At 59.2% G+C, this 24,373-nt stretch carries 8 protein-coding genes; 5 read left to right on the top strand and 3 right to left on the bottom strand.

The annotated features are described in order from the left end of the window. The coding region (locus K0F88_RS32680; RefSeq protein ID WP_374039760.1) for an oligopeptide/dipeptide ABC transporter ATP-binding protein at positions 1-323 on the top strand (323 nt) is incomplete at its 5' end. A gap of 589 nt (positions 324-912) precedes the next feature. On the opposite strand, the gene K0F88_RS29605 is transcribed toward K0F88_RS32680, so the two are convergent. After that, positions 913-1,848 (bottom strand): LysR family transcriptional regulator, encoded by a 936-nt coding sequence (locus K0F88_RS29605; protein WP_219097524.1) that lies wholly within the window; start codon positions 1,846-1,848, stop codon positions 913-915. Positions 1,849-1,949: 101 nt separating this feature from the next. On the opposite strand from K0F88_RS29605, the gene K0F88_RS29610 reads away from it, so the two are divergent. Continuing rightward, positions 1,950-2,678 carry an SDR family oxidoreductase gene (locus tag K0F88_RS29610; protein ID WP_219097525.1) on the top strand — a complete coding sequence of 243 codons (729 nt, stop codon included), beginning with the start codon at positions 1,950-1,952 and terminating at the stop codon, positions 2,676-2,678. Between the two features lie 491 nt (positions 2,679-3,169). Here K0F88_RS29610 and K0F88_RS29615 read toward each other — a convergent pair whose 3' ends face one another. Both K0F88_RS29615 and K0F88_RS29620 read right to left on the bottom strand, forming a co-directional pair. Continuing rightward, complete coding sequence (locus K0F88_RS29615) at positions 3,170-4,132, bottom strand: MBL fold metallo-hydrolase (protein ID WP_219097526.1); 963 nt, start codon at positions 4,130-4,132, stop codon at positions 3,170-3,172. A 541-nt stretch (positions 4,133-4,673) separates the two neighbouring features. Continuing rightward, a complete protein-coding gene (locus K0F88_RS29620; protein WP_219097527.1) occupies positions 4,674-5,609 on the bottom strand; it encodes a LysR family transcriptional regulator in 936 nt (311 codons plus the stop codon). A gap of 1,001 nt (positions 5,610-6,610) precedes the next feature. Between K0F88_RS29620 and K0F88_RS29625 the strand changes: the two genes are divergently transcribed. From K0F88_RS29625 to K0F88_RS32685, 3 genes are all read left to right on the top strand, one after another. After that, positions 6,611-16,324 (top strand): non-ribosomal peptide synthetase, encoded by a 9,714-nt coding sequence (locus K0F88_RS29625; RefSeq protein ID WP_219097528.1) that lies wholly within the window; start codon positions 6,611-6,613, stop codon positions 16,322-16,324. Then, positions 16,321-20,433: a non-ribosomal peptide synthetase gene (locus K0F88_RS29630; RefSeq protein WP_219097529.1), complete on the top strand. Its 4,113-nt coding sequence runs from the start codon at positions 16,321-16,323 to the stop codon at positions 20,431-20,433. The genes K0F88_RS29625 and K0F88_RS29630 overlap by 4 nt, the downstream gene beginning before the upstream one ends. Continuing rightward, positions 20,433-24,373: amino acid adenylation domain-containing protein (locus K0F88_RS32685; protein ID WP_257605400.1), on the top strand; the 3,941-nt coding region annotated here is incomplete at its 3' end. The genes K0F88_RS29630 and K0F88_RS32685, both read left to right, overlap by 1 nt.

Here is a 24,373-nt window from a genome sequence, read left to right on the forward strand (position 1 = left end):
TGCAACACGTCGCCGATGACGTGATGGTTATGTACCTCGGCCGCCCAGTGGAAATGGGTCCGAAAAACGACATCTACGAGCGTCCGCTGCACCCGTACACCCAGGCGTTGCTGTCGGCGACCCCGACCATCCACCCGGACCCGAACAAGCCGAAGATCAAAATTGTCGGCGAGTTGCCCAACCCGTTGAACCCGCCGTCGGGTTGCGCTTTCCACAAGCGCTGCCCGTACGCGACCGAGCGCTGCAAAACCGAAGAGCCAGCCTTGCGCCTGCTCGACAGCCGCCAGGTGGCTTGCCACTACGCCGAGCAGTTTTATATGTAACTCACGTTTACTAGCAATGAGAGTAAAGTATCGTCCTCCGTTGCGCAGTTATGTAAATAATTGCTTTATAACGTTTGCGTTTTAGCCCTTCTTGTCATATTGCGCATCAATTTAACAAGCAGGGCTCTTATTATAATAATCAGATGTGGATGTGCTCACTACCAATGCTAATGCCGAAATTAATGAGAAGTTGGGTAGTGAAGTCTTGTTTGGCAATCGTCATTTGAGCATCTTCGAGAGTTTGGTCAGCGTCTGAAGCAGATTCCACACGAAGGAAACTTTTATACTTTTGCCACTGCAAGCCTGTGTCTGACGTGAGACGCCGTAATCGCTCGACAGGCGGCCCTCACTTTTTATCGCTTAAGGTAATGATGTCCTCTTGAACTGAACAGACTGTAAAGGTTGTACGAATTTATCTGCGTCAGGAGGGATTGGGTTTAATTTAGGACTCTGACAAGCCGCGCATGATTCTAGGCTCACAGCGTTAGGTACCGAGCTTATCGCAATTTTGATCACGCGCATGAAGATAGCGGAAGCCTCGCCGCTTAGGTTAATACGTAACTCGCTTAAATTACAGCGCGTATGATTTCTATTCCACCAATTTCGCATCCACTGGTGTTTGTATTCCAGCGGGTTGGTCGCGAGACTTCCGTATATGCTCAATGAGCGCGCGTAACTTGGGCGCAAGATTGTGACGACTCGGGTAGTAAAGAAAAAAACCGGGGAAGGGGGACAGGTAGTTATCCAACACAGTCACCAGTTCACCGCGATCCAGGTAGGTACGAAACGTATCTTCAATGCCAAAAGTAATCCCGCCTCCGGCCAAAGCGGTACGCACCATAAGCGTCATGTCATTGGTTGTGATTTGCGGCGCGACCGCCACCGCGAACGTTTGCCCGTTGTCTGTAAACTCCCAGCGATGAGGTGCGCTGCCAGGGCTCGGACGCCAGCCAATACAACGGTGATTGGTAAGATCGCTAGGGTGAAGTGGTGTGCCATAGCTAGCGAAATAGGCGGGTGTCGCGACAGCGACCTCTCGCTGATCACCCGTTAATGAAATCGCGATCATATCCTGCTCAATCACTTCACCTAGCCGAACGCCAGCATCAAAACCACGCTCAACAATATCAAATTCTTCATCGGTCACCGTGATATCGAGCGTGATCAGGGGAAAAGCATGGGCAAACTCCGCGATTAAGCGCCCATCTAAAAAGCGTTCAGCAATAGATGTCACGGCCAATTTCAACCGACCTCTCGGCGGTCCTTTCATCGTTGCTTCGTCAAGGGCGCCCAATAACGCAGCAATCAGACCTGCAGTTTGGCGGTGCAGTGTTTCGCCGGCTTCAGTCAGGCGGACGCTTCGCGTGGTGCGATATACGAGTGCAATGCCCAACGCGTCCTCCAACCTCCGAATGCTCTGGCTGATAGCGGAGCGAGTAACGTCTAATTTTTCGGCGGCCCCACGGAAGCTCTGCACCTGCGCGACCGCTGCGAAGACCTTCAAAAGGTTCAGATCAAAGTTCATTGTAAAGTCCTGCTAACCTATTTGGTTACCTAAAGGGGTGTTCTCTCGAAAATGCGGTACAGCTATCGTGTGCGTCAACTTCCTGTACCGAGAACTGAAATATGAGCATTAATAAAATCGTTCTGATCACCGGCGCTTCCAGCGGCATTGGCGAGGGTATTGCTCGCGAACTCGCCGCAGCTGGCGCAACCCTCCTACTTGGCGCTCGTCGCGTCGATCGACTTGAAGTTCTTATAAACGAAATCAATAATTCCGGCGGACAGGCAGAGTTCCGAAAGCTAGATGTTACTGACAAAGCTGACGTGGAAGCATTCACGCAATATGCTCGCGAGCGCTGGGGCAGGGTAGACGTAATTATCAACAATGCCGGTATCATGCCGTTGTCTCCACTCGCCGCGATGAAGACCGATGATTGGAACAGGATGATCGACGTTAATATCAAAGGCGTCCTGCATGGAATCGCGGCTGTGTTACCCGAATTCATTTTGCGAGGTACGGGACATGTGATAAATATTGCGTCGGTTGGAGCGTTGACCGTATCACCGACAGCGGCTATTTACTGCGCTACCAAATATGCGGTGCGGGCCATTTCCGATGGTTTGCGTCAGGAGCGATCGGATATTCGCGTTACCTGCGTACACCCTGGGGTAGTGGAAAGTGAATTGGCATCGACCATTACCGATTCGGCCACTATCCAAGCAATGGCAAGTTATCGAGCAATCGCTTTACAACCGGACGCCATTGGCCGCGCAGTACGGTTTGCGATTGAGCAACCGGATGACGTAGACGTAAATGAAATTGTCATCCGCCCAACACGAGCTTTTCACTGAGGATGGTCAGCGAAGGCACCGTAATACGAGCAAGATAAAACCATCTAGTTAAAGCCACTTCTTTCAATAAATTCATCATATGAAAACGGAAGAGTATTTAAGAGGTTCGACTCGGGTAGTCGGTCGCCGAGGAATAAACCTCGGCGAACGTTCTCGATCTGATCTTCCAGATTGTTTGGGTTTTAGATGTTTGTTAAGCCTATTAATGAAATACAAAAAGCATTCTTTAGTGAGGCGCGTTGCAGTGAGGTGTACTATCATGTGCTCCGAAATTAGTGACAAGTGTATTTGATAGTTTAAAAATTTTTTAAATGATTATAATATCTGTCGCCGTTTTCAATTGAACGTTAAGTTCGCTAATCGCTTTGTCGCTTGACCGTCCTTGGTCCATAGATGCTGAGCTACTCAATCAATCTACTACAGCCCAATCAAAGCATATTGGAAAGCATCCAATAGTCGTGTGTTCAGGTGGCAGATGTTGTAACTGCCAATTACCATTCACCTCGCCGATGATTGCTAACCCAGCGATACATCCCTAAGATATTCAGTTTGTTCATCACATCGAAAGCAATCCAGTGCTTCACTTCGTCGCTGAACTTGACGTTACGATAGAGTTCATCCCATGACTGCCCAGCCCTAACCAGGCTCAATACTTGCTGGTGCAAGTCGATGAGATACGCGCGAAGGGCAGCCTGATCTGCTTTAGTCGACGGGGTGTAATGTCCAACGTCGATAATGTCCACATCTTGTTGAGCAACCCAATCCAGCGTTTCGATCCAGCCATCATAATAGAAGTCTAAAAAGTCGTTGTAGGGCATCGATTTGTTTTCACATACATCCGTGCACTGCAATGCCTTATATTCTGGAAATAACACCATAATCATGCTGTCGGAATGACTGGAGGCAACTCGGTGCAATAGCACTGTTTCTGTCCCCAGTGTAATCTTCATATCTTCATCAAATACTCGATCGGGCACAGCCGTGGGTAACTTCTCACCGACAATCGGTTCTACGGCGCGCTGATTAGCTACAACAATCGCACCATCCTCCTGGAAAATCTGCGCACCACTGATGTGGTCGGCGTGACCATGAGTGTAGACCACGTACTTAACCTTTGCGCTGAAACGCTTCATAATTTCGTCACGAAGCCAACTCGCGGTGCAAGTCATTGCTGGATCTATCACCAGTGCGCCGTTTTTAGTGATCAGGACCAGGCCACTGTGAACGGCTAATCCAGCGCCTGTTGTGTGACGGTAGAGATTTCCCTTAATTTGCTCAAGGTTTCGTGGAGTGTCTGGACAGGCTGCAGCCGTAAAGTCAGGGAGCTTCGAGCGATTTTCATACGGCGCGTGGTCAAGTGTGATTCCGTTATCCTCTGCCCATACGTTAGACGACAATGCCGCCAAAACTGTCATCGAAAACGCAAGATGTTTAATACGAATTGTCTTTTTCATAACCCACCCTTTGTTTGTTATTAGTAACGCGGTAGATCGCTGAGAGAAGTTTCTGGTTGTAGCGAAAATCATCAAAGTTTAAATAAATCAGATTGGATATTTTTGCATGGATCCTAGAAAGCTCAGTTTGGAAAGTATTGCTGTTTGAGTATCTAGTTAAGAGTATACATTTTTTGAGGATTTTAATTACTGAAAGGGCGTCAGCTGCTATTTTGTCTGAATAAATGAAAATCAACTTTTAGTAATGCTGGCCAGCCCAATAACAGTTACAGCAAAACGATTTTTTCGTCAATACCTTGAGCCTTTCAAATAATGGAAGGTCGACTCTCAATGTTGGGAGCGATAAATAAGACTCTTGATTAACCGCCCAGATTTCGAGACGGCAAATGCTCGAGTGCCAGTTGACCGTTGATTTCTAGGCTAAAATAATCAGTGGGGCCTTGTTGTAAAAATAAAATTAGCTGCACCTGTCGTTATGTATCGGTCTTCTCGCCAGGTTATTTAAATTATTTAATATCCCACCTGCTGCTTAATCCGAAATTCAGGCTCCTGTATTTTTGGGACCATGATCATCTTTGGATTTTGAAGTTTCTACCTCGGCTTCGGTGAAGAAGTTACAAGTGTACCGTGAGCAAAATTCCAAATATGCTCGAACAATGGGCGACGGATGGCGACTGGAGGGATACAACAGATTCACTTCCTGCTCTGGTAAAGGGAAGTTGGGAAGGATCACCACCAATTCTTCACTCGTTAGAGCCTTCGACGCTAAGAACGGAGGCAGCTCGGTAATAAGTTCTCCCCGTAACGCCCGACTTCTAAGATGTAAATAATCATTCGTAGAAAGTAAGGGGTCGGTTATAAACTTTTGATTCCCAAGGTGCCAGGTACTGTTGGTTCCACTGCCATGTCCCCATACTCCACAAGGAAAGCGACTGAGGTCAGCGGGGCATTCAGGTATGCCAAGTTTTTCAAGCAATTCTGGACTGGCAACGAGATGGTGTCTATATGTCACTTGGTGTCGAGCCACCATCGTGTCGTGAATGATTGCTCCGACTCGTACCGCTACGTCAATTCCGTCCTCAATTAAATTAACTCGTCGCTCGGTAGTGAGTACACTTACCTTTACACCCGGATACAGTTTCTGGAAAGCGCTAAGTAGCTCCCACCAAGGCTTAAATACTGGAGGCATCGACAGTCGCAATTTACCCCGCAAAACAGGTCTATTGGATACAACCGCCTGCTCAGCTTCGATCATGCAATCTAGACCCCTCGTTGCATGTTCGTATAAACGGCTACCCGCCTCAGTTAACTGGATGCCGTGCGATGAACGCTCCAGCAACTGGGTATCCAATTCTCGCTCGAGTTCTCGAATGTGCCGACTGAGTGTCGCTAACGGAATATTATTGGATTGCGCTGCGGCCGAAAGGCTCCCGCATTCTGCCGATTGTACAAACATTCTCACCGAATTGAGATTCATTCGTATATACCTATCCAAGCTTAGACAACGCGCATTTTTATTGGTTTGACAGTGCTGAGTCCGGTAGGTGCCCACTGGGGGGCGTCTACAATTTGCAACTACGATGGCAGTTAATCAAATATATCGGAGGACTTAAGGGATGAAAAGCTCTTAAAGATCGTTTCAAAATAGAGAGGGTGATCTATCATTTTTAGATATTGTGAGGTTATGGGTAAGCCGGTATCATATAAAGGCCTCTTAGATTAATATTGGTAATCGTGTAGCCTGTATTCATAAACAATTTCTCGTCGATTGGTTGCGAGCAGCGGTTTACATCGTCAGGCATTGCGATAGCTTTCGGTCTTCAATGGCTCGCTCGCTCGCTCGTTCATCCATCTAAATGATATCATTTCAATAATGAATGTAAGGGTATAGATTTTATAGTGCCTTTTTTAGGTTGCCTGATAATTAGTTAACTTAGTCTCTCTTATCTTTTCAATGAGAAGGGGGGATGTGCAGAAGATTTTCATATTTGTAACTTTTTGTTTGCTTCGTTGCCGACAATCATGCTTATCATTCAACTTCGTCAGGGCCAATAGCCGGGCGTCAAAGGATTGTCATCGGGTCAAAAGCCCGGCAATCGCAGCCGATCGGGTCCACCCTAACGCTGTCACCCCAGCGCAGGCCGGTCCCCGTCGTTGACCCTCAAACGAATGGTGAGGTTTCAATTGGTCAAGCGGTATGCATTCGTCGGTGTAATGGGTAGGACGACCGAAGTCGCCACTCTCGCCGGCCGTTCCCCAGCTGTTTGCGATTCATGCCTTGCTGCAATGTTCGCCAGCGAATTCCCCTGCAACCTTCTGCACGCCTCTGCGTCTATCAACGACGTGGATCCGCGAGTACGAGCCGCACTATCCCCCTGATTTCAAATGACCGACCCGGCACGCAGTGTCGGCCTGACTGGCGGGAGATGAACGTCCCAGCCAACACACAAAAATAATGTAGTCATGGACGGTAGCCTGATGTTCGACAAATCTTCCTTGCGTGGGACGACCTCTGCGCAGCCCAACGCTTTACCCGAAAATCCATCCAGCCCTTCGACACTGACCGGACTGCTCCCCTACTGGCGCGACCGCTTGGCCGATGCCCCGGCGTTGCTGGAGTTGCCCACCGACCGGCCACGGCCGGCGGTGCAGGGCGATCAAACCGCTTCGCATCCGCTGAAACTGGATGCGCCGCTGACCCAAGGGCTCAAGGCGCTGAGCGCGCGTCACGGCAACTGCCTGTTCATGACGTTGCTCGCGGGTTGGGCCGTGGTGCTGGCGCGGTTGTCTGGACAGCACGAAGTGATGATCGGTGTGCGCACTGGAGATCTCGGCAACACGCTGCCACTGCGTCTGTCTCTAGCAGAGGCGCCCACCACGGGCCAACTGCTCGATCAGACCCGCGAGGTGCTGCTCGGCGCCGAGGAACATCAGGACCTGCCGTTCGAGCAATTGCTCGCGCAACTCAACCCCGAACAAAGTCCCGCTTACCATCCGCTGATCCAGGTGTTATTCGCCTGGGAGCATTCGCAGCCGCTGCCTGCAGGATTCGACCTGACGCTGGTGCTGGCCGAATCGGAAGGGCGCATCAGCGGCCACCTGCATTACGCCTCGGCGTTGTTCGACGCCGCGACCATCGAGCGTTTTGCCGGATACCTGAACACGGTTCTGCAGCAAATGATCGCGCAACCAGCTTGTTCGGTGATGGCGCTGGAAATGCTCGACGCCGCCGAACGCCAACAACTTCTGCACGACTGGAACAACGCAGTGCAGCCGTTCGACGCCAACCAATACGTACACGGTTTGTTCGAAGCCCAAGTCCAGCGCAACCCCGACGCCATCGCCGCACGATTGAACGATGAGGCGCTGAGCTACGCCGAACTGAACACCCGCGCCAACCGCCTGGCCCACCACTTGCGCAGCCTCGGTGTCGGCCCGGACGTGCGTGTCGGTTTGTGCCTGGAGCGCTCGCTGGACATGCTGGTCGGCGTACTGGCGGTGCTCAAGGCTGGCGGCGCTTATGTGCCGCTGGACCCTGCGTATCCGCCAGCGCGGCTGGCGCACATGCTCGCCGACAGTGCGCCCGTCGTGGTGCTCAGCCAAGGGCAAGACAAGCCCGCCCTTCAGCATTCGACCGTGCTGGACATCACCGACACCCGTCCATGGGCGTCGCAATCACCGGACAATCCCGATCCTCACTCCATCGGGCTAACGCCTCGGCATCTGGCCTTCGTAATCTACACCTCGGGCTCCACCGGCACCCCGAAAGGCGTGATGGTCGAGCACCGTGGGCTGATCGCCGTCAGCGCCGCGTGGGAAAAACTCTACGCTTTGGGCGAACCCCTCAATCACCTGCAAATGGCCGGTTTTTCCTTCGACGTGTTCAGCGCCGACCTGATCCGTGCGCTGGGTTTTGGCGGCACCTTGGTGCTGTGCCCGCGTGAAACCTTGATGGACCCGCCAGCGCTGTATCGCCTGCTGAGCGAAACCGACATCGGTTTCGCCGACTTCGTGCCGGCGGTGCTCAACCCGTTGCTGGCCTGGGTCGAAGAAAGCGGCCACGACCTGTCGTTCATGCGCACCGTGGTCTGCGGCTCGGACATCTGGACCGCCCACAGCGCCCGGCAATTGCGCCGGCTGTGTGGCGATCGCGTGCAAATCGTCCAGGCCTATGGCGTCACCGAAGCGAGCATCGACAGCACCTGTTTTGAATTCAATGCCGACAGCGTGGCCGACGGCGTGTTGCCGATTGGGCGAGCGCTGGCCAACACGCGGATTTGCCTGCTCGACGCTTTGGGCGCGCCGGTTCCCGTGGGTGTCGCAGGCGAGTTGCACATCGGTGGTGTCGGCGTTGCCCGGGGTTACCTGAACCTGCCACAACTGAGCGCTGAACGTTTTATCGACAGCCCATTCGTGGCGGGCGAGCGTCTGTATCGCAGCGGCGATCTGGCGCGCTATCGGGCGGACGGCAATCTGGAATTCCTCGGCCGCAACGACTTCCAGGCCAAGCTGCGTGGCTTGCGTCTGGAACTGGGCGAAATCGAGGCGCGTCTGGCGGACATCACCGGGGTCCGCGAAAGCCTGGTGCTGTTGCGCCAGGACACGCTCGGCGAATCGCGACTGGTCGCTTATTACTGCGAAAGCCAAGGCGCGGCACTCAACCCGCGCTCGCTGCGTGAGCAACTTCAAGTCAGCCTGCCGGATTACATGGTGCCCACGGCATACGTGCGTCTAGATTCGCTGCCGCTGACCGCCAACGGCAAACTGGATCGCACTGCATTGCCGATGCCGGAAGCCGAGGCCTTCGATCAGCGCGACTACCAGCCACCCCAAGGTCCGCTGGAAATCGGGCTCGCCAACATCTGGGCCGAAGTGCTCGGCGTCGAGCGGGTCGGGCGTCAGGATCAGTTCTTCGCGCTCGGCGGCCACTCGTTGCTGGTGATGCGCGTATTGGCTCAGGTTCGCCAGCAACTCGGTCTGGAAGTGGCCCCTTCGGCGCTGTTTGCCGCACCGGTGCTGGAACAGTTCGCCGAACGCCTGAAACTCAATCAGGACAAGGCTCGCGTGGCGATAGCGACTGTTGAACGGTCGGGCGCGCAAACGTTGTCGTCTGCCCAGCAGCGCCTGTGGTTTCTCGCACAAATGGAGGGTGGCAACGCGGCGTATCACATGCCGTTGAACCTGCGCTTGCGCGGTCCGTTGCAAATCGCAGCCCTGGAACGCGCCTTCAATCAACTGGTGGCGCGGCATGAAGCGCTGCGCACCACGTTCATCGCGGTTGAAGGGGAAGGGCGGCAACTGGTCGCGGCGCTCTGGCAGTTCATCAAGCTGTCGGTGGTTGACCTGCAAGGCCAACCCGAAGCGCGTCTTACGCAATTGATCGACGAAGAAGGCGCGAAACCCTTCGACCTGAGCCGTGGACCGCTGATGCGCGTCAGTCTGGTGCGGTTGTCGGAGGACGAGCATGTGTTGCTGCTGACCCAGCACCACATCATCTCCGATGGCTGGTCGATGGGCGTGCTCACCCGTGAACTCGGCCTGTTGTACGAAGCGGCCATTCAGGATCGCGACGATCCGTTGCCGCCACTGCCCGTGCAGTATGTGGATTACGCCGTATGGCAACGCCAGTGGCTGACCGGCGAGGTGCTGGCCGAGCAGAGCCGCTACTGGCGCGACACCCTCAGCGGCGCGCCGGTATTGCTGGAGCTGCCGGCCGATCACAAACGGCCGCCGGTGCAGGATTACCTCGGCGGTTTCGTGCCGCTGGTGTTCGACCCGGCATTGACCGCGCAGTTGAAAGCTTTGTGCATGCAACAGGGCACCACGCTGTTCATGACTTTGCTCGCGGCGTGGTCGCTGGTGCTGTCGCGCCTGTCCGGGCAAGCCGATGTGGTGATCGGCGTGCCGTCGGCCAACCGCACGCAGCAGGAACTGGAAGGGCTGATCGGTTTCTTCGTCAACACCCTGGCACTGCGCATGACCCGCTCGGGTTCGCCGTCAGTGGCGCAGTGGTTGCAACAGGCGCGCCGTGTGGCGCTGGGGGCCCAGGAACATCAGGACCTGCCGTTCGAGCAAGTCGTCGAATTGCTCAACCCGCCTCGCAGCCTGGCCCACAGTCCGCTGTTCCAGGTGTTGTTTGCCTGGGAGCAGGATCAGGATTCGGATCTGGTGTTGTCGGGGCTTGAGGTCAGCCCGATCGAGAGCAGCCATCACGTGGCCAAGTTTGATCTGCAACTGGCGCTGCACGAGCGTGACGGGCAGATTGTCGGCGGTCTGGAATACGCCTCGGGCCTGTTCGAACCGGCCACGGTGGCGCAATTCGGCGAGTATCTGCGCCGGGTGTTGACCCAGATGGTCGAGAACCCCGAGCAGCCGTTGAGCACGGTTGATTTGCTCAGCGAAGAACAGCATCAACAGATCGTCCACGACTGGAACCGCACCGAGCGCGACACCTCGGCCATGCCCGATTGCGTCTCGCGGTTTGAAGCCGTTGCCCGGCAAAAACCAGAGGCGGTGGCGTTGCTCGCGAATGACCGGCAACTGAGTTATGGCGCACTGAATCAGGCCGTCAATCGCCTTGCGCACTACCTGATCGAACAAGGCGTGCGTCCCGAGCACCGGGTCGGTCTGTGCCTGGAACGTTCGCCGGAAATGGTCATCGGTCTGCTGGCAATCCTCAAGGCCGGCGCGGCGTATGTGCCGTTCGACCCGGCGTACCCGAGCGAGCGTCTGGCCTTTATGTTCAGCGACGCGGCACCGACTTTGCTGCTGACTCAATCCGCATTGCGCGACGCTCTGCCCACGGACACAAACACCTGCTGTCTGGATACCGACGCGCAGCGTTGGGCGCACTGTCCGGACACCGATCCGCGAGTGGCCGTCAGCCCCGATAATCTGGGCTACGTGCTCTACACCTCAGGCTCCACCGGGCGCCCGAAAGGCGTGGCGCACAACCGCCGCGCCCTGGATAACCTGATCGCCTGGCAGCTTGATCAAGCGCAGGCACCGGGCCGGGTCTTGCAATTCGCTTCGCTGAATTTCGACGTGTCGTTCCAGGAAATCTGCAGCACCTTGTGTTCGGGCGGCAGCTTGTTGCTGATGACCGAAGACAGCCGCAAGGACCTCGCCGCGCTGCGTCCGACCCTGGTGGCCGAAGGCGTGCAGCGCGCATTCCTGCCGTTTGCCGTGCTGCAGCAACTCGCCGGACTGACCGAGGCCGACGCGCCGATGCCGGCCGGTGGCTGTGAAATCGTCACGGCGGGTGAAGCTCTGCAAATCAACGATGAACTGCGCGACTTTGTGCGAGGCCTCGGCGGCGTGCAGTTGCATAACCAGTACGGCCCGACCGAAACCCATGTGGTCAGCCAGTTCAGCCTCTCGTGCAGCGACGCCGAACACTGGCCGGACGCGCCACCGATCGGCCGACCGATCGCCAACGCGCGGCTGTATGTGCTCGACGTCGATATGAACCCGGTGCGGGTCGGCGTGGCAGGTGAGTTGTACATCGCCGGCGCGTGCCTGGCCCGGGGGTATCTGAATCGTCCGGACCTGACTGCCGAACGCTTCGTGCCGGACCCGTTCAGCGCCAAACCCGGCGCGCGCATGTACCGCAGCGGAGACCTGGCGAAGTTCCAGGCCGACGGCAACGTGCAGTACCTGGGGCGTATCGACCAACAGGTCAAGCTGCGCGGTTTCCGCATCGAACTCGGTGAGATCGACAGCTTGTTGCAACAGCATCCGGGCGTACAGGAGGCCGTGGTGTTGTTGCGCGAAGACGTGGCGGGGGACAAGCGTCTGGTGGCCTACGTGGTCGGCCCGGCGTCCAGCGAAACACTGCGCGCCGAACTGCAACGGCACTTGCCGGAGCACATGATTCCCTCCGCTTGGGTGTCAATGGCGCAGTTGCCGTTGACCCGCAACGGCAAGCTCGACCGTCAGGCATTGCCCGCGCCGGAACGCAACGCCGGGGCCACTTACGTGGCGCCGCGCAACCATACCGAACAGCAGATGACCGAGATCTGGGCCGAGGTGCTCAAGTGCGAGCGGGTCGGGATTCACGACAACTTTTTCGAACTCGGCGGCCACTCGCTGCTGGCGACCCGGATGATCTACGCGATCAACCAGCGCATGGGCGCGCAGTTGTCCTTGAGCAGTCTGTTCAAGACTCCGGTGCTGATGGATCTGGCGGCGCAAGTGCAGGCTGGGCGCAGCGATGACGCGCAAATCGTCCCGGCCTTCCTGGAGATCGAGGCAGATCGCGGCGCCCGGCATGCGCCGTTCCCCTTGACCGATATTCAACAAGCCTACTGGTTCGGTCGCGAAGCCACCGTCAGCCTCGGCGGGGTGAGTGCCCACGGCTACGAAGAACTGCGCATTCCTGACTTCGACGCCGCGCGTTTCGAGCAGGCGCTGAACCGCATGATCCAGCGCCACGACATGCTGCGCGTGGTGTTTCTCAGCGACGGCACGCAACAGGTATTGGAGCAGGTGCCGACCTACTGCATGCCCCGCAGCGATTTGCGCGGCGTGCCTGCCGAGGTCGCGCAACAGACCCTGCAAGCGACCCGCGAGCGCCAGTCCCACCAAGTGCTGGACGCCAGTTGCTGGCCGCTGTTCGAATTCAGCCTGTCGTTGCTCGATGACGACATCACCCATCTGCACATCAGCCTGGATGCGCTGATTGTCGATGCGGCGAGTACGCAGATTCTTGCCCGGGAGCTGATGGCGTTTTACGTCGATCCGAACCTGATCCTGCCCGAACCAGGCCTGACCTTCCGCGATTACGTGCTGGCCGAACATCAACTGCGCAGCGGCATTCGTTACGAGCAGGCGTTGAGCTACTGGCGCGAACGGGTCACCAGCCTGGCGCCGGCGCCGGACCTGCCGCTAGTGCGCCAACCGGAGAGCATCAGCAATCCGCACTTCACCCGCCGCGACCGCGACATGCCAGCGGCGCAGTGGGCGCAGCTCAAAGCCGTGGCCAAACAATTCGCGGTGACGCCGTCGGTGATGCTCCTGACCGCGTTCAGCGAAGTGCTGGCGCTGTGGAGCCGACAGCCGCGATTCACCCTGAGCCTGCCGCTGTTCAATCGCTTGCCTTTGCACCCGGACGTCGATGAAATCATCGGTGACTTCACTTCCTTGGTGCTGCTGGAAGTCAGCATTGCCGGGGCTGCGAGTTTCACCGACAAGGCCCGGGCGGTGCAGGCGCAGTTGTGGCAAGACATCGATCACTCGGTGGTCAGCGGTGTGCGGGTACTTCGGGAATTGTCCCAGGCCCGTGGCGTGCAGCAGACGGCGATGCCGATTGTGTTCAACAGCACGTTGTCGGAAGCGGCGCCTGAGCTGGCGGAGTTCAACCTCGCGGACGCGTTGAACGCCAAGCATATGCACAGCATCACCCAGACCCCGCAAGTGTGGCTCGACCATACCTTGCTGGAGCTGGAAGGACGCTTGCTGTTCAACTGGGACAGCATCGATGAGCTGTTCCCGGAAGGCATGATCGAAGAAATGTTCGTCGCCTATAACGCATTGCTGGATCGTCTGCTGGAACCGGCGGCCTGGGAAGCGAACACGCCACAGTTGTTGCCGATGGCATGTTTGCCGGCACCCCTCGACACTCAAGAAGCGTTGCCGTTGATGCACGAGTTGTTTGAGCGTCAGGCGCTCATCACGCCGGACGCTGTGGCGGTGATCGCTGCGCAGCGGCAACTCACCTACGGGCAATTGCGCACGGAGGCACGGTCCCTGGGGGCGCGGCTTCAGGCCGAGGGTGTGGTGCCCAATCGGCTGGTCGCCGTGATGATGGAGCGCGGCTGGGAACAAGTGGTGGCGACCCTGGCGATTCTGTACGCCGGTGGCACTTACCTGCCGATTGACCCGACGCTGCCAGCGGAGCGGGTGCGGCACATTCTTGAGCGGGCCGAAGTCAGCCTGGTGCTGACCCAACCGGCGCTGCTCGGCGTGATCGAGTGGCCTGTGCAGGTCAGCGCCATCGCCGTGACCGATGACGTCATGGTCGAACACGCGCCGTTGCAACCGGTCAACGTTGCACCGACCGATCTGGCCTACGTGATCTACACCTCCGGTTCCACTGGCCAACCGAAAGGCGTGGTCATCGACCATCGCGGCGCGGTCAACACTTTGCTCGACATCAACCGACGCTTTGCCGTCGGCCCGGCGGATCGGGTGCTGGCGATTTCGTCGCTGAGTTTCGACCTCTCGGTGTATGACTTCTTCGGCACCCTGGCCGTCGGCGCGGCGGTGGTGGTGCTTGAGCCGCAACTGGCCCTCGATCCGGCGCACTGGCGGGACTTGATCGAGCGTCATCAGGTGAACCTGTGGAACTCGGTGCCGGCGTTGCTTGGCATGCTGCTTGAATACGTCGAGGGCGAGGGCGGCACGCTGCCGGCCAGTCTGCGGGTGGCGATGCTTTCCGGCGACTGGATTCCCCTGACCCTGCCGCAACGACTGTGGGCGTTGCAGCCGTCGGCGCAACTGTTCAGCCTCGGCGGCGCCACCGAAGCCTCGATCTGGTCGATCTGCTACCCGGTGCAACACGTCGACCCGGCGTGGCGCAGCATTCCTTACGGCAAGGCCCTCGATCACCAGCGTTTTTACGTGCTGGACGAAGCGCTGCAAGTGCGCCCGACCTGGGTTGCGGGGCAGTTGTATATCGGTGGCATCGGCCTGGCTCAGGGCTACTGGCGCGATGAAAAACTCAGCGCTGGCAGTTTCTTCCCGCACCCGCTGACCGGCGAACGCCTGTACCGCACCGGCGACCTCGGGCGTTTGCTCCCGGACGGCAACATTGAATTCCTCGGCCGCGAAGACAATCAGGTCAAGGTCCAGGGTTATCGCATCGAGTTGGGCGAGATCGAAGCCGCGCTCAATCGCCACCCCGGCGTACAAGGTGCCGTAGTGCAAATCCTCGGCAGCACGCTCGGCGAAAAACGCCTGGCCGGCTATGTGCTCAAGGCCGATCCGGCGTTGCAGGCCAGTGACTTCGCCCAGTACCTGGCGGACAAACTGCCGGCGTACATGGTGCCGTCGTCGTTCACCTTCGTGGACGCTTGGCCGTTGTCGTCCAACGGCAAGGTCGACAAAAAACGTCTGCCGGAGCCCTCGCAACAGCAAGAATCCGGCCCGGCGCTGGAAGTCGATGGCGCGCAGGAACAACGGCTGGTGGCGATTGTGCAAGGCGTGCTCAAGTGCGACGCCATCGCCGGCAACGCCAACCTGCTGAACCTCGGCGCGACGTCGATCGACATCGTGCGCATCAGTAATGCGTTGTCCAGCGAACTGCGTTTCCGTCCGCACGTGGCGCAACTGTTGGCGCAACCGACCTTGCTGCACCTGATAGGCATGTACCGCCAGAGCCTGGCGCGCCAGGAACTGGTGAGTAATGCGCAACAGCGTCCGAACAGTCCCGAGGAAGTCATCGAGGATCCGCAACAGCGCGTGCTGTTCAAGGCTGATCAGCGTGGGCGTCGGACCTTTGCCCAGGCGACGCCGAGTGTGGCGCTGACGTTGCCGCAATCCCCGGCATTCGCCCAGCGTTTCAGCGATTACCGCTCGGTGCGTCAATACGCCGCGCTACCGATTGAAACCCGCGCCTTTGCCGAACTATTGGCGGCACTTGCTCAGGGTCAACTCGACGGCGAGGTGAAATACCAGTTCCCGTCGGCCGGCGGTTTGTACCCGATCCAGGCGTACCTGTACGTCAAGCCGGACCGGGTGCTCGGCGTGCCCGGCGGCGCGTATTACTACGACCCGCGCGAGCACCGGTTGCTGGCCCTCGACAGTGGGGTGCTCGACCCGGACACCTATGACTATTTCGTCAATCGACCGGTATACGAAAACGCCGCGTTCTCGCTGTTTTTCATCGCCGACATGGCCGCGATCCGTCCGCTGTACGGCGAGCGCAGTCGCGACTTCTGCCACATCGAAACCGGCGCCATCGCGCAATTGCTGAGCATGACCGCCGTTGAACAAGGCCTGGGCCTGTGCGGCGTGGGCTCGATCGAGGAGGCGCAGTTGCCGACGCTGTTCGACCTCGGGCCGAGCCATCAATTGATCTACTCGATGGTCGGTGGCCTGCGTACCACGGATGAGCAACACCGCGCCCCAGTCGAGGCTTTTGCGCCCGACCAGCCCAGTGACGACAGCGACATGGAGGAATTTGAGGTATGAACGCCTATCAATTGCTGGAGCTGTTCGCGCGTCACGCCGTGGTCCTTGAAGTGGACGGCGACAAGCTACGCTGCAAGGCGCCTCGCGGGTTTCTGACAGAAGAGATGTTGCAAGCGCTCAAGCTGCACAAACCTGAACTGATTGCGCTGCTTGGTGGCCATGACGCCGCTGCGATTCCTTCAAGGGCCGGCGGCGAAGCGCACTGGCCGCTGTCGTTTTCACAACGGCAACTGTGGTTTCTCGATCAACTGGAACCGGGCAACGCGTTCTACAACGTGCCCACGGCGGTGACCCTCAAGGGGGCGCTGGAAGTTCCGCTGCTGGAGCGGGCGCTGAACGAACTGATCCAGCGCCACGAAATCCTGCGCACGACGTTTTGCAGTGTAGATGGCGAACCGCGTCAAGTGGTCCATCCGGCGATGCCGCTCGCGCTGCATGTGACCGATCTACGCGACCTGCCAGCCGCCGAACGCGAGCAGCAGGTGCGAATGGCAGTTGATCACGACGCCCGCGCGCCATTCGATCTGGCCGCCGGCCCACTGTTCCGAGCTTCGTTGCTACGCCTGGCCGACGACGAATATCTATGGCTATACAGCGTGCACCACATCATCGCCGATGGCTGGTCGATGGGCGTGATCCTGCACGAAGTCGCCACCCTGTACGGCGAATACCTGCGCGGCGAACCGTCGAGCCTCGCGCCGTTGCCGGTGCAATACGCCGACTACGCCTGTTGGCAGCAGCAACGTCTCGGGGGGGATGCGTTAACCGCGCAACTCGATTACTGGCGGCGCACGCTGGCCGACGCGCCGGCACTTTCGACCATCCCCACCGACCGGCCTCGGCCACTGGTGCAGCGTTATGCCGGCGCCACGTTCAGCTCATCCCTCGACGGCAACACGCTGCGCGAACTCAATGGGCTGGCCCGGCAAACCCAGGGCACTTTGTTCAATGTGTTGATGGGTGCGCTGGCCGTGTTGCTGTGGCGGCATAGCGGTCAGCAGGATCTGTGTATCGGCACGCCATTCGCCAACCGCAGCAGCCCGGAAATCGAGCCGCTAATCGGGCACTTCGTCAACACGTTGGTGGTCCGCCAACACCTGGATCCGCAGCAAACCTTCGCCGAACTGCTGCGTGACGTGCGCGGGCAGATGCTCGACGTTCACGCCCAACAGGACGTGCCGTTCGATCGGGTGGTCGAGGCCGTCAACCCGCGGCGCGATACCGCTCATTCGCCGTTGTTCCAGGTCATGCTGGTGTTGCAGAACACTCCCGGTGGCAACCTGGAAATGCCCGGTTTGAGCCTGTCGCCCTACAGCACCAGCAGCGCCACGGCCAAGTTCGACCTGGCGTTTGAGTGGGTCGAACGGGAAGGGCGCCTGAACCTGTTGGTGGAATACAACACCGACCTGTTCGACGTGGCGAGCATTGAACGCCTGAGCGGGCATTACCGGCAGTTGCTCGAGCACATCGCCCAAGACCCCAAGCAGCCAATCGGCGCGTTATCGCTATTACCCGAGTCTGAGCGCGAACAAATCCTGGTGGAGTGGAACCGTGCCGCACCGCTGACGCAATCGGCCGATTGCGTGCATCGATTGTTCGAAGCCCAAGTCGCGCGCAACCCGCAAGCCTGTGCAGTGGCGTTCGAAGCGGAAACCCTGAGCTACCGGGAGTTGAATTCCCAGGCCAATCGACTGGCGCAGCACTTGCGCAGCCTCGGTGTCGGCCCGGACGTGCGGGTGGCGGTGTGTGTCGAGCGCTCACTGGAATTACCGGTGGCGTTGCTGGCGGTGCTCAAGGCCGGCGGTGCCTATGTGCCGCTGGACCCCAATTACCCGGTCGGGCGCCTGAGCCACATGCTGGGCGACAGCACGCCGGCGGTGCTGCTGACCCACGGGTCGGCGCTCGCGGTATTGCGCCAGGCGCAGCAGGGCGCAACCTGGGAAGCGCCGATCATCGACCTCAAGGCCGATGCCGCGCTTTGGGCCGGGCTGTCGCCGGACAACCCCGACCCGCGCAGTGTCGGTGTCACGCCCGATCACCTCGCCTATGTGATTTACACCTCGGGCACCACCGGGCTGCCCAAGGGCGCGATGGTTGCCCATCGTGGCCTGAGCAATCTGCTGTTGTGGTGCTCCCAGGTCTGCGGCGAAACCGGGGTGATGCTGCACAAGATTCCCTTCGGTTTCGACGCCTCGGCCTGGGAAACCTTCTGGCCGCTGACCACGGGCGGGCGTCTGGTTGTCGCGCGTCCCGGTGGTCATCTGGAGCCGGGCTATATGGCGAAAGTGGTGCGCGAGCAGCGGGTCACGACGCTGGTGTTTGTGCCGGCGATGCTGCAACTGTTTCTTGAGGTCGATGAGGTCAGCCTGTGCACCGAGCTGACCGACGTCTTCAGCGGCGGCGGTGAGCTGTCGCCGGCCCTGGCCCGGCGCTTTCAGGAACGACTGCCGCATGCCCGTTTGCACAATGTTTACGGACCGACTGAAACCACGGTGATCAACAGCGTCTGGACCCTGGAGCCCGGCGCCGAAGTGCCGGCCCTGAAAGTGCCGATTGGCCGGCCGATCGCCAACAACCGTTTCTACGTGCTGGACGAGCGCGATGCGCCGGTGCCGGTGGGCGTGACCGGGCAATTGCACATCGGTGGCGTCGGTGTTGCGCGTGGTTATCTGGGACTGGCGCAACTTACGGCTGAGCGTTTTATCGATAACCCGTTCGTGCCGGGTGACCGGCTCTATCGCAGCGGCGATCTGGCGCGTTATCGCCCGGATGGCCAGCTGGAATTCCTCGGTCGCAACGACTTCCAGGTCAAGTTGCGCGGCGTACGCCTGGAACTGGGCGAGATTGAAGCGCGGCTGGAAGCCTTCGCCGACATCCGCGCCGCCGTGGTGCTGATGGTCGGCGACACGGCGCAGAACCAACGGCTGGTGGCCTGTTGTGCGGTGATGGAAACCCCAGATGAGGCGACGGTGCACGCGCACTTGGCGGCCACGTTGCCGAGTGCGGTATTGCCGAGCGCCTATCTGTGGCTCGACACACTGCCGCTGACCGCCAATGGCAAAGTCGATCGCGTGGCCCTGACAACCTTGGCCGATCAAGACCTGGCCAATCGTCAGGTCAACCTCAGCAGCCCACGGGACCACATCGAACTGACCCTGTACCAAATCTGGAAAGGTTTGTTGCTGGCGACCCAGATCGGCATTCGCGACAACTTTTTCAATGTTGGCGGGACGTCCATTGCGGCGATCAAAATGGCCCACCAGATCGGCCAGGCGTTCGCCGTCGAAGTGCCGGTGCGCGTGGTGCTCGGCTACCCGACCATCGAAGCCCTGGGCGGCTGGTTGCGCGCCGGGGCCAGTCCGGCGGCGGTGCAGAGCAACCTGATCGAATTCCGTCGCGGTGCAGGCCAGCGCAATGTGGTGTGCATTCACCCGGCGGGCGGCACTGCGTTTTGTTACTTGTCCCTGGCCAAAGTGCTGCCGGAAGAGGTCGGTGTCTACGGCGTGCAATCTCCGGGATTGAACCCGGGGGAGGCTACCGAGCCGACGGTCGAAGCCATGGCCGAGGCCTATTTACGTCTGATCGAACCCTTGGCGACGCAACCGCTGGTGCTCACTGGGCTGTCCTTCGGTGGTCTGGTCGCTTATGAGATGGCCCGGCGCCTGACAGCAGCCGGAAATCGCCAAGTGACCGTGGTATTGCTCGATACACAAGGCTCGGATGATCCGGGTTTCCGGCAACAGATCGGCACCGTCGATATGGCCGAGTTCCGCGACAAACTGGTGCGCTTCAACGGCATGTACCCCGGCATCGAAGACGCGCAGGTCGAGCGTTATTTCCTCCTCTACAACCACAACCGTCTGGCCATGGCCGGCTACGAATGCGCGCCGCGCGCCGGTCGCGTGGTGCTGATCCAGGCCCGGGAAGGTTTCAGTCGCCAGCAGTTGCATGAGCTGCGCGGCTTCTGGCGTCGGCGTGCCGGCGACGGCTATCTGGCGAAACTGGTGAACGGCGGTCACTGGGACATGCTCGAAACCGCTGAAGTGCACCGGGTCTCGCAGACCCTCAAGCAGGAGCTGCAAAGCTTCGACGCGCAGGAGGCGAAATGATGAATTCGCAGAAACCACAGATGCTCACAGTGCTCGCTCAATTTGCCGGGCAAGTGCGCCGCGATCCCCAAGCCCTGGCGGTGATCGACCAGCACGTACGGCTGACCTACGCCGAACTGGCCAGCGCCAGCGAGCGCATTGCCCGTGGTTTACAGGCGCGTGGCGTGCAACCGGGGCAATCCCTTGCGCTGTGCCTACCGCGTTCTTGGCAATGGCTCGCGGCGATACTCGGCGCATTGAAAGTCGGCGCCGTGGTGGTGCCGCTGGACCGTGCCAGCCCGACCAAGCGCCGGGACTTGATGCTCGCCGATGCCGCGTGCGTGGGGCTGATTACCCTGGATGAGGAATGGACCCCGACACCCTCGCTTTGGCAGACGAGCGTCGAGGCGCTGCTGGACCACCCGGACCATCCGCCGCAACCGTTGGCTGAGACTTTCTCCGACGTGAGTTTCCTGTTCTACACCTCGGGCACCACCGGCAAACCGAAAGCGGTGGAGGTCGGCGAACGGGGCCTGCTGCGCCTGACCCAAACCGAGGGCTATATCGAGATTCGTCCAGCGGACCGTTTTGCCTGCCTGTCGAATCCGGCCTTCGATGCGTGCTGTTTCGAACTGTGGGCGCCGCTGCTCAATGGCGGTTGCTGCGTGATCATCGCCGATCACGACGTGCTGGATGCGCAACGTCTGGCCCGGGTGTTGGAAGAGCAGCGGGTCGATAACCTGTTCATGACCGTTTCTCTGTTCAACACCTTGAGCGCGGAGTTTCCTTCGTGCTTCGCCAGCCTGCGTCAGGTGCTGATCGGTGGCGAGCAAATCAGCGCGGTTGCCGTGCGCGCCTGGTATCGGGCGAATCCTGACAGTGATTGCCAGATCTTCAACGTCTACGGCCCCACCGAATGCACCACGTTTGCGGTGTGTTTCCCGATTACGCGGGACTTCAACGGCCTCGCGGTACCGATTGGTCGGCCATTGCCGGACACTGGCGTGCAAGTGCTGGATGAGCAACAACGGCCGGTGGCGGTTGGTGAAGTCGGCGAGTTGTACCTGAGTGGCAGCGGTGTCGCCCGTGGCTATCGCAACAGAGCCGAGGACACTGCCCGCAGCTTTGTACGCCTGGCCGAACTCGACGGAGGCGCCCAGGTGCATTACCGAACCGGTGATCGGGTGCGGGTCAATGCCGAAGAGCTGGTCGAGTACATCGGCCGGGTTGATCGGCAGGTAAAAGTACGCGGTTTTCGCATCGAACCGGGCGAGGTGGAGCTGCAGATTCTGGAGCACCCGCAAGTGGCGCAGGCGTATGTCTGCACCCGGCGTCAGGCTGCCGAAGATCATCAGTTGCTGGCGTTTATCGTGCCGCGCGACGGTTTGGACTACGTAGAATTCGACGCCCATTTGCGGGCGAGACTGGCGTCGTACATGCGTCCGCACCGTTTGTTTTTGCTGGAACGCCTGCCCCTGACGGCCAATGGAAAAATCGACCGCGACGCCTTGCTGGCACAGCCGTTGACGCCGTGGCGGCCTGCGGTCGAGGCGAGTGATGGCGATGCTTCGCCGGCCCTCAATTGGCTGCTGGAGCAAGTTCGAACTTTGCTTGGCCAACCGACATTGGGCGCGCACGACGACTGGCTCGGCAGTGGCGGCGATTCGCTCAAAGCTATGCGCCTGCGTTCGGCGATTCGCTCGCACTGGCAGCGCGAAATTGCCATCGCTACGCTGTTGAGCGAGCCGTTCGTGGCACTGGCTGAACAGCTAAGCGGCGAGCAGCTCAACGCGCCGGTCTATCCTCCCGCGCCGCCCATCAGCCGCGCACGCCGACTGCCGGCCACCGCGGAGCAACGCCGCTTGTGGTTGATGCAACAACGCACACCTGCTTCGACGGCCTATAACGTGCCGCTGATTCTGCATCTAGCTGCCGGTGTCGATGTATCGGCGCTGGCGCAGGCCGTGGGGCAACTGGCGGCGCGTCATCCGGCATTGCGCACGGCATTCGTGTCTGGCGCCGATGGCCTCGACCAAGTATTCGCCGAGCAAGGTCCGGTTTGTCGCAGCTTCGAGCCGGGGCATTTCAATGAAGACACCTGGCAAGCCTTCGCCGCGCTGGTATTTGGTACGCCGTTCGATCTGGCCACACCGACGCTGTTCCAGGCCTGGGTATTGCCGTTCGCCGATGGCAGTTGCCGGTTGCTGCTGAATCTGCACCACATCATCGTCGATGGCTGGTCGATGAACCTGTTGTTCGACGACCTGACGCAGCTATATGAAAACGCCGTGCACGGGCACATCAGTGCCGAACCGGCGCCACAGCTGACCACGCTGGAGTTTGGCCTGTGGCAGGGTCAATGGAGCGTCGACGCGCATTATCGCGGCCAGCGTCGGGCCCTGGCGCAATTGCACCGCCAGCAGGAAGCTCCGTCACCCTCGCTGCTGCCGATGGGTGCCGTCAGCCCGGACGCCAGGCTCTATCGCCAGCCATTGGGTGACCAGCGTAGCGCCGCTCTTGAGCGTTTTTGCAGCCAACAACGTTTGACTCGTTTTGAAGTGCTGTTCAGTGTCTTCGCCTGGAGCCTGTACGCCCTGACCGGGTGTGAACGGCCAAGGATCGCCAGCCCGGTTTCGAACCGGCCGTTGGCGGAATTCGAAGCGACGTTGGGCATGTTTGCCAACACCGTGCTGATCCCGACCGCTGTCGACAATGCACTGGCGCTGGACGAGCAATTGCGTCGCCAGACCGCCACCGTGCGCGAGGTGCTGGCGTTGCAGGACGTCGCGTTGGCGGATGTGGTGGAAGACCTGCGGTTGTCGTCGGGCACGGCGTTGTTCGATTTTATGTTCGTGCTGGAAAACACCGATTACGCCGCGCTGGCGGGCTCCAATTTGCACGCGACGCTGGAGTTCAGCGAGCTGTTACAGGCCAAATGCCCGCTGACCTTGCTTGTCGTGGGGGCTGAATGCTGGTGGGAATATCAGTGCAGCTACTTCGATGAAGCGCAGATGCACGCGGTGAATGACCTGTTCTGCCGTGGCCTCGACCTGTTGCTGGAATCCCCGGCAGCGACCCTCGACGATCTGCTCAGTCCTTATCGCCGTCACCTGCCGGTGGCCAGCGAAGGCGCCAACGGTACGCCGCCGTTCAACACCTTGGCCGACTGGCTCGAGCATCAGGTGCTTTGCACTCCGGACGCCACCGCATTGGTTGCCGGCCAGCAGCGCGTGAGCTATGCCGAACTGAATGGGTTGGCCGACACCTTGGCGGCGACCTTGATCGAGCGTCATCCGCTGCCGACTCAGGACAACACGCCGCTGCATGTGGTGTTGTTTCTCGAAGCCTCGGTCGAGCACATCGTTGCCTTGCTGGCCCTGGCCAAACTCAACCTGACCGCCGTGCCGCTCGATCCCGGTTATCCACTGGCCGTACAGCGTCAGGTGCTGGAGCAGGCGAATCCGCATTGCCTGTTGTTCAGCTCCGCGACCGAGGCGGCGCTGGAAAACCTCGCTGCCACGCGTTTTGCTCGGCATCGGGTGGACCTGAGCGACCAAGCCCAAGCGTTCGAACGTCCGCGTCATGCCGGTGAACGCGCGTTGTACACGCTGTTTACCTCCGGCTCCACTGGCACGCCCAAGGGTGTGCAAGTGCCGGATCGGACCCTGTGCAACCTGTTGCAATGGCAGCGCGCCGAAGGCCAGTTGCCGGCGAAATCGGTGACCTTGCAGTTTTCCATGTTGTCGTTCGATGTGTCATTTCAGGAGATCTTCGGCACCTTGTGTGGCGGTGGCACCTATCACCTGATCACGCCGCGCTGGCGCCAGGATGCCCAGGCGTTGTTGGCGTATCTGGTTGAAGCGCGGATCGAACGCCTGTTCCTGCCGTGCGTGGCGTTGCAGCACCTGGCGCAAACCGCCGTCGCCCAAGGCGTGTACCCGCCGGCACTGCGCGAAGTGGT

The sequence above is a fragment of the Pseudomonas sp. UMAB-40 genome (assembly GCF_900095275.1).
Taxonomy (GTDB): domain Bacteria; phylum Pseudomonadota; class Gammaproteobacteria; order Pseudomonadales; family Pseudomonadaceae; genus Aquipseudomonas; species Aquipseudomonas mandelii_B.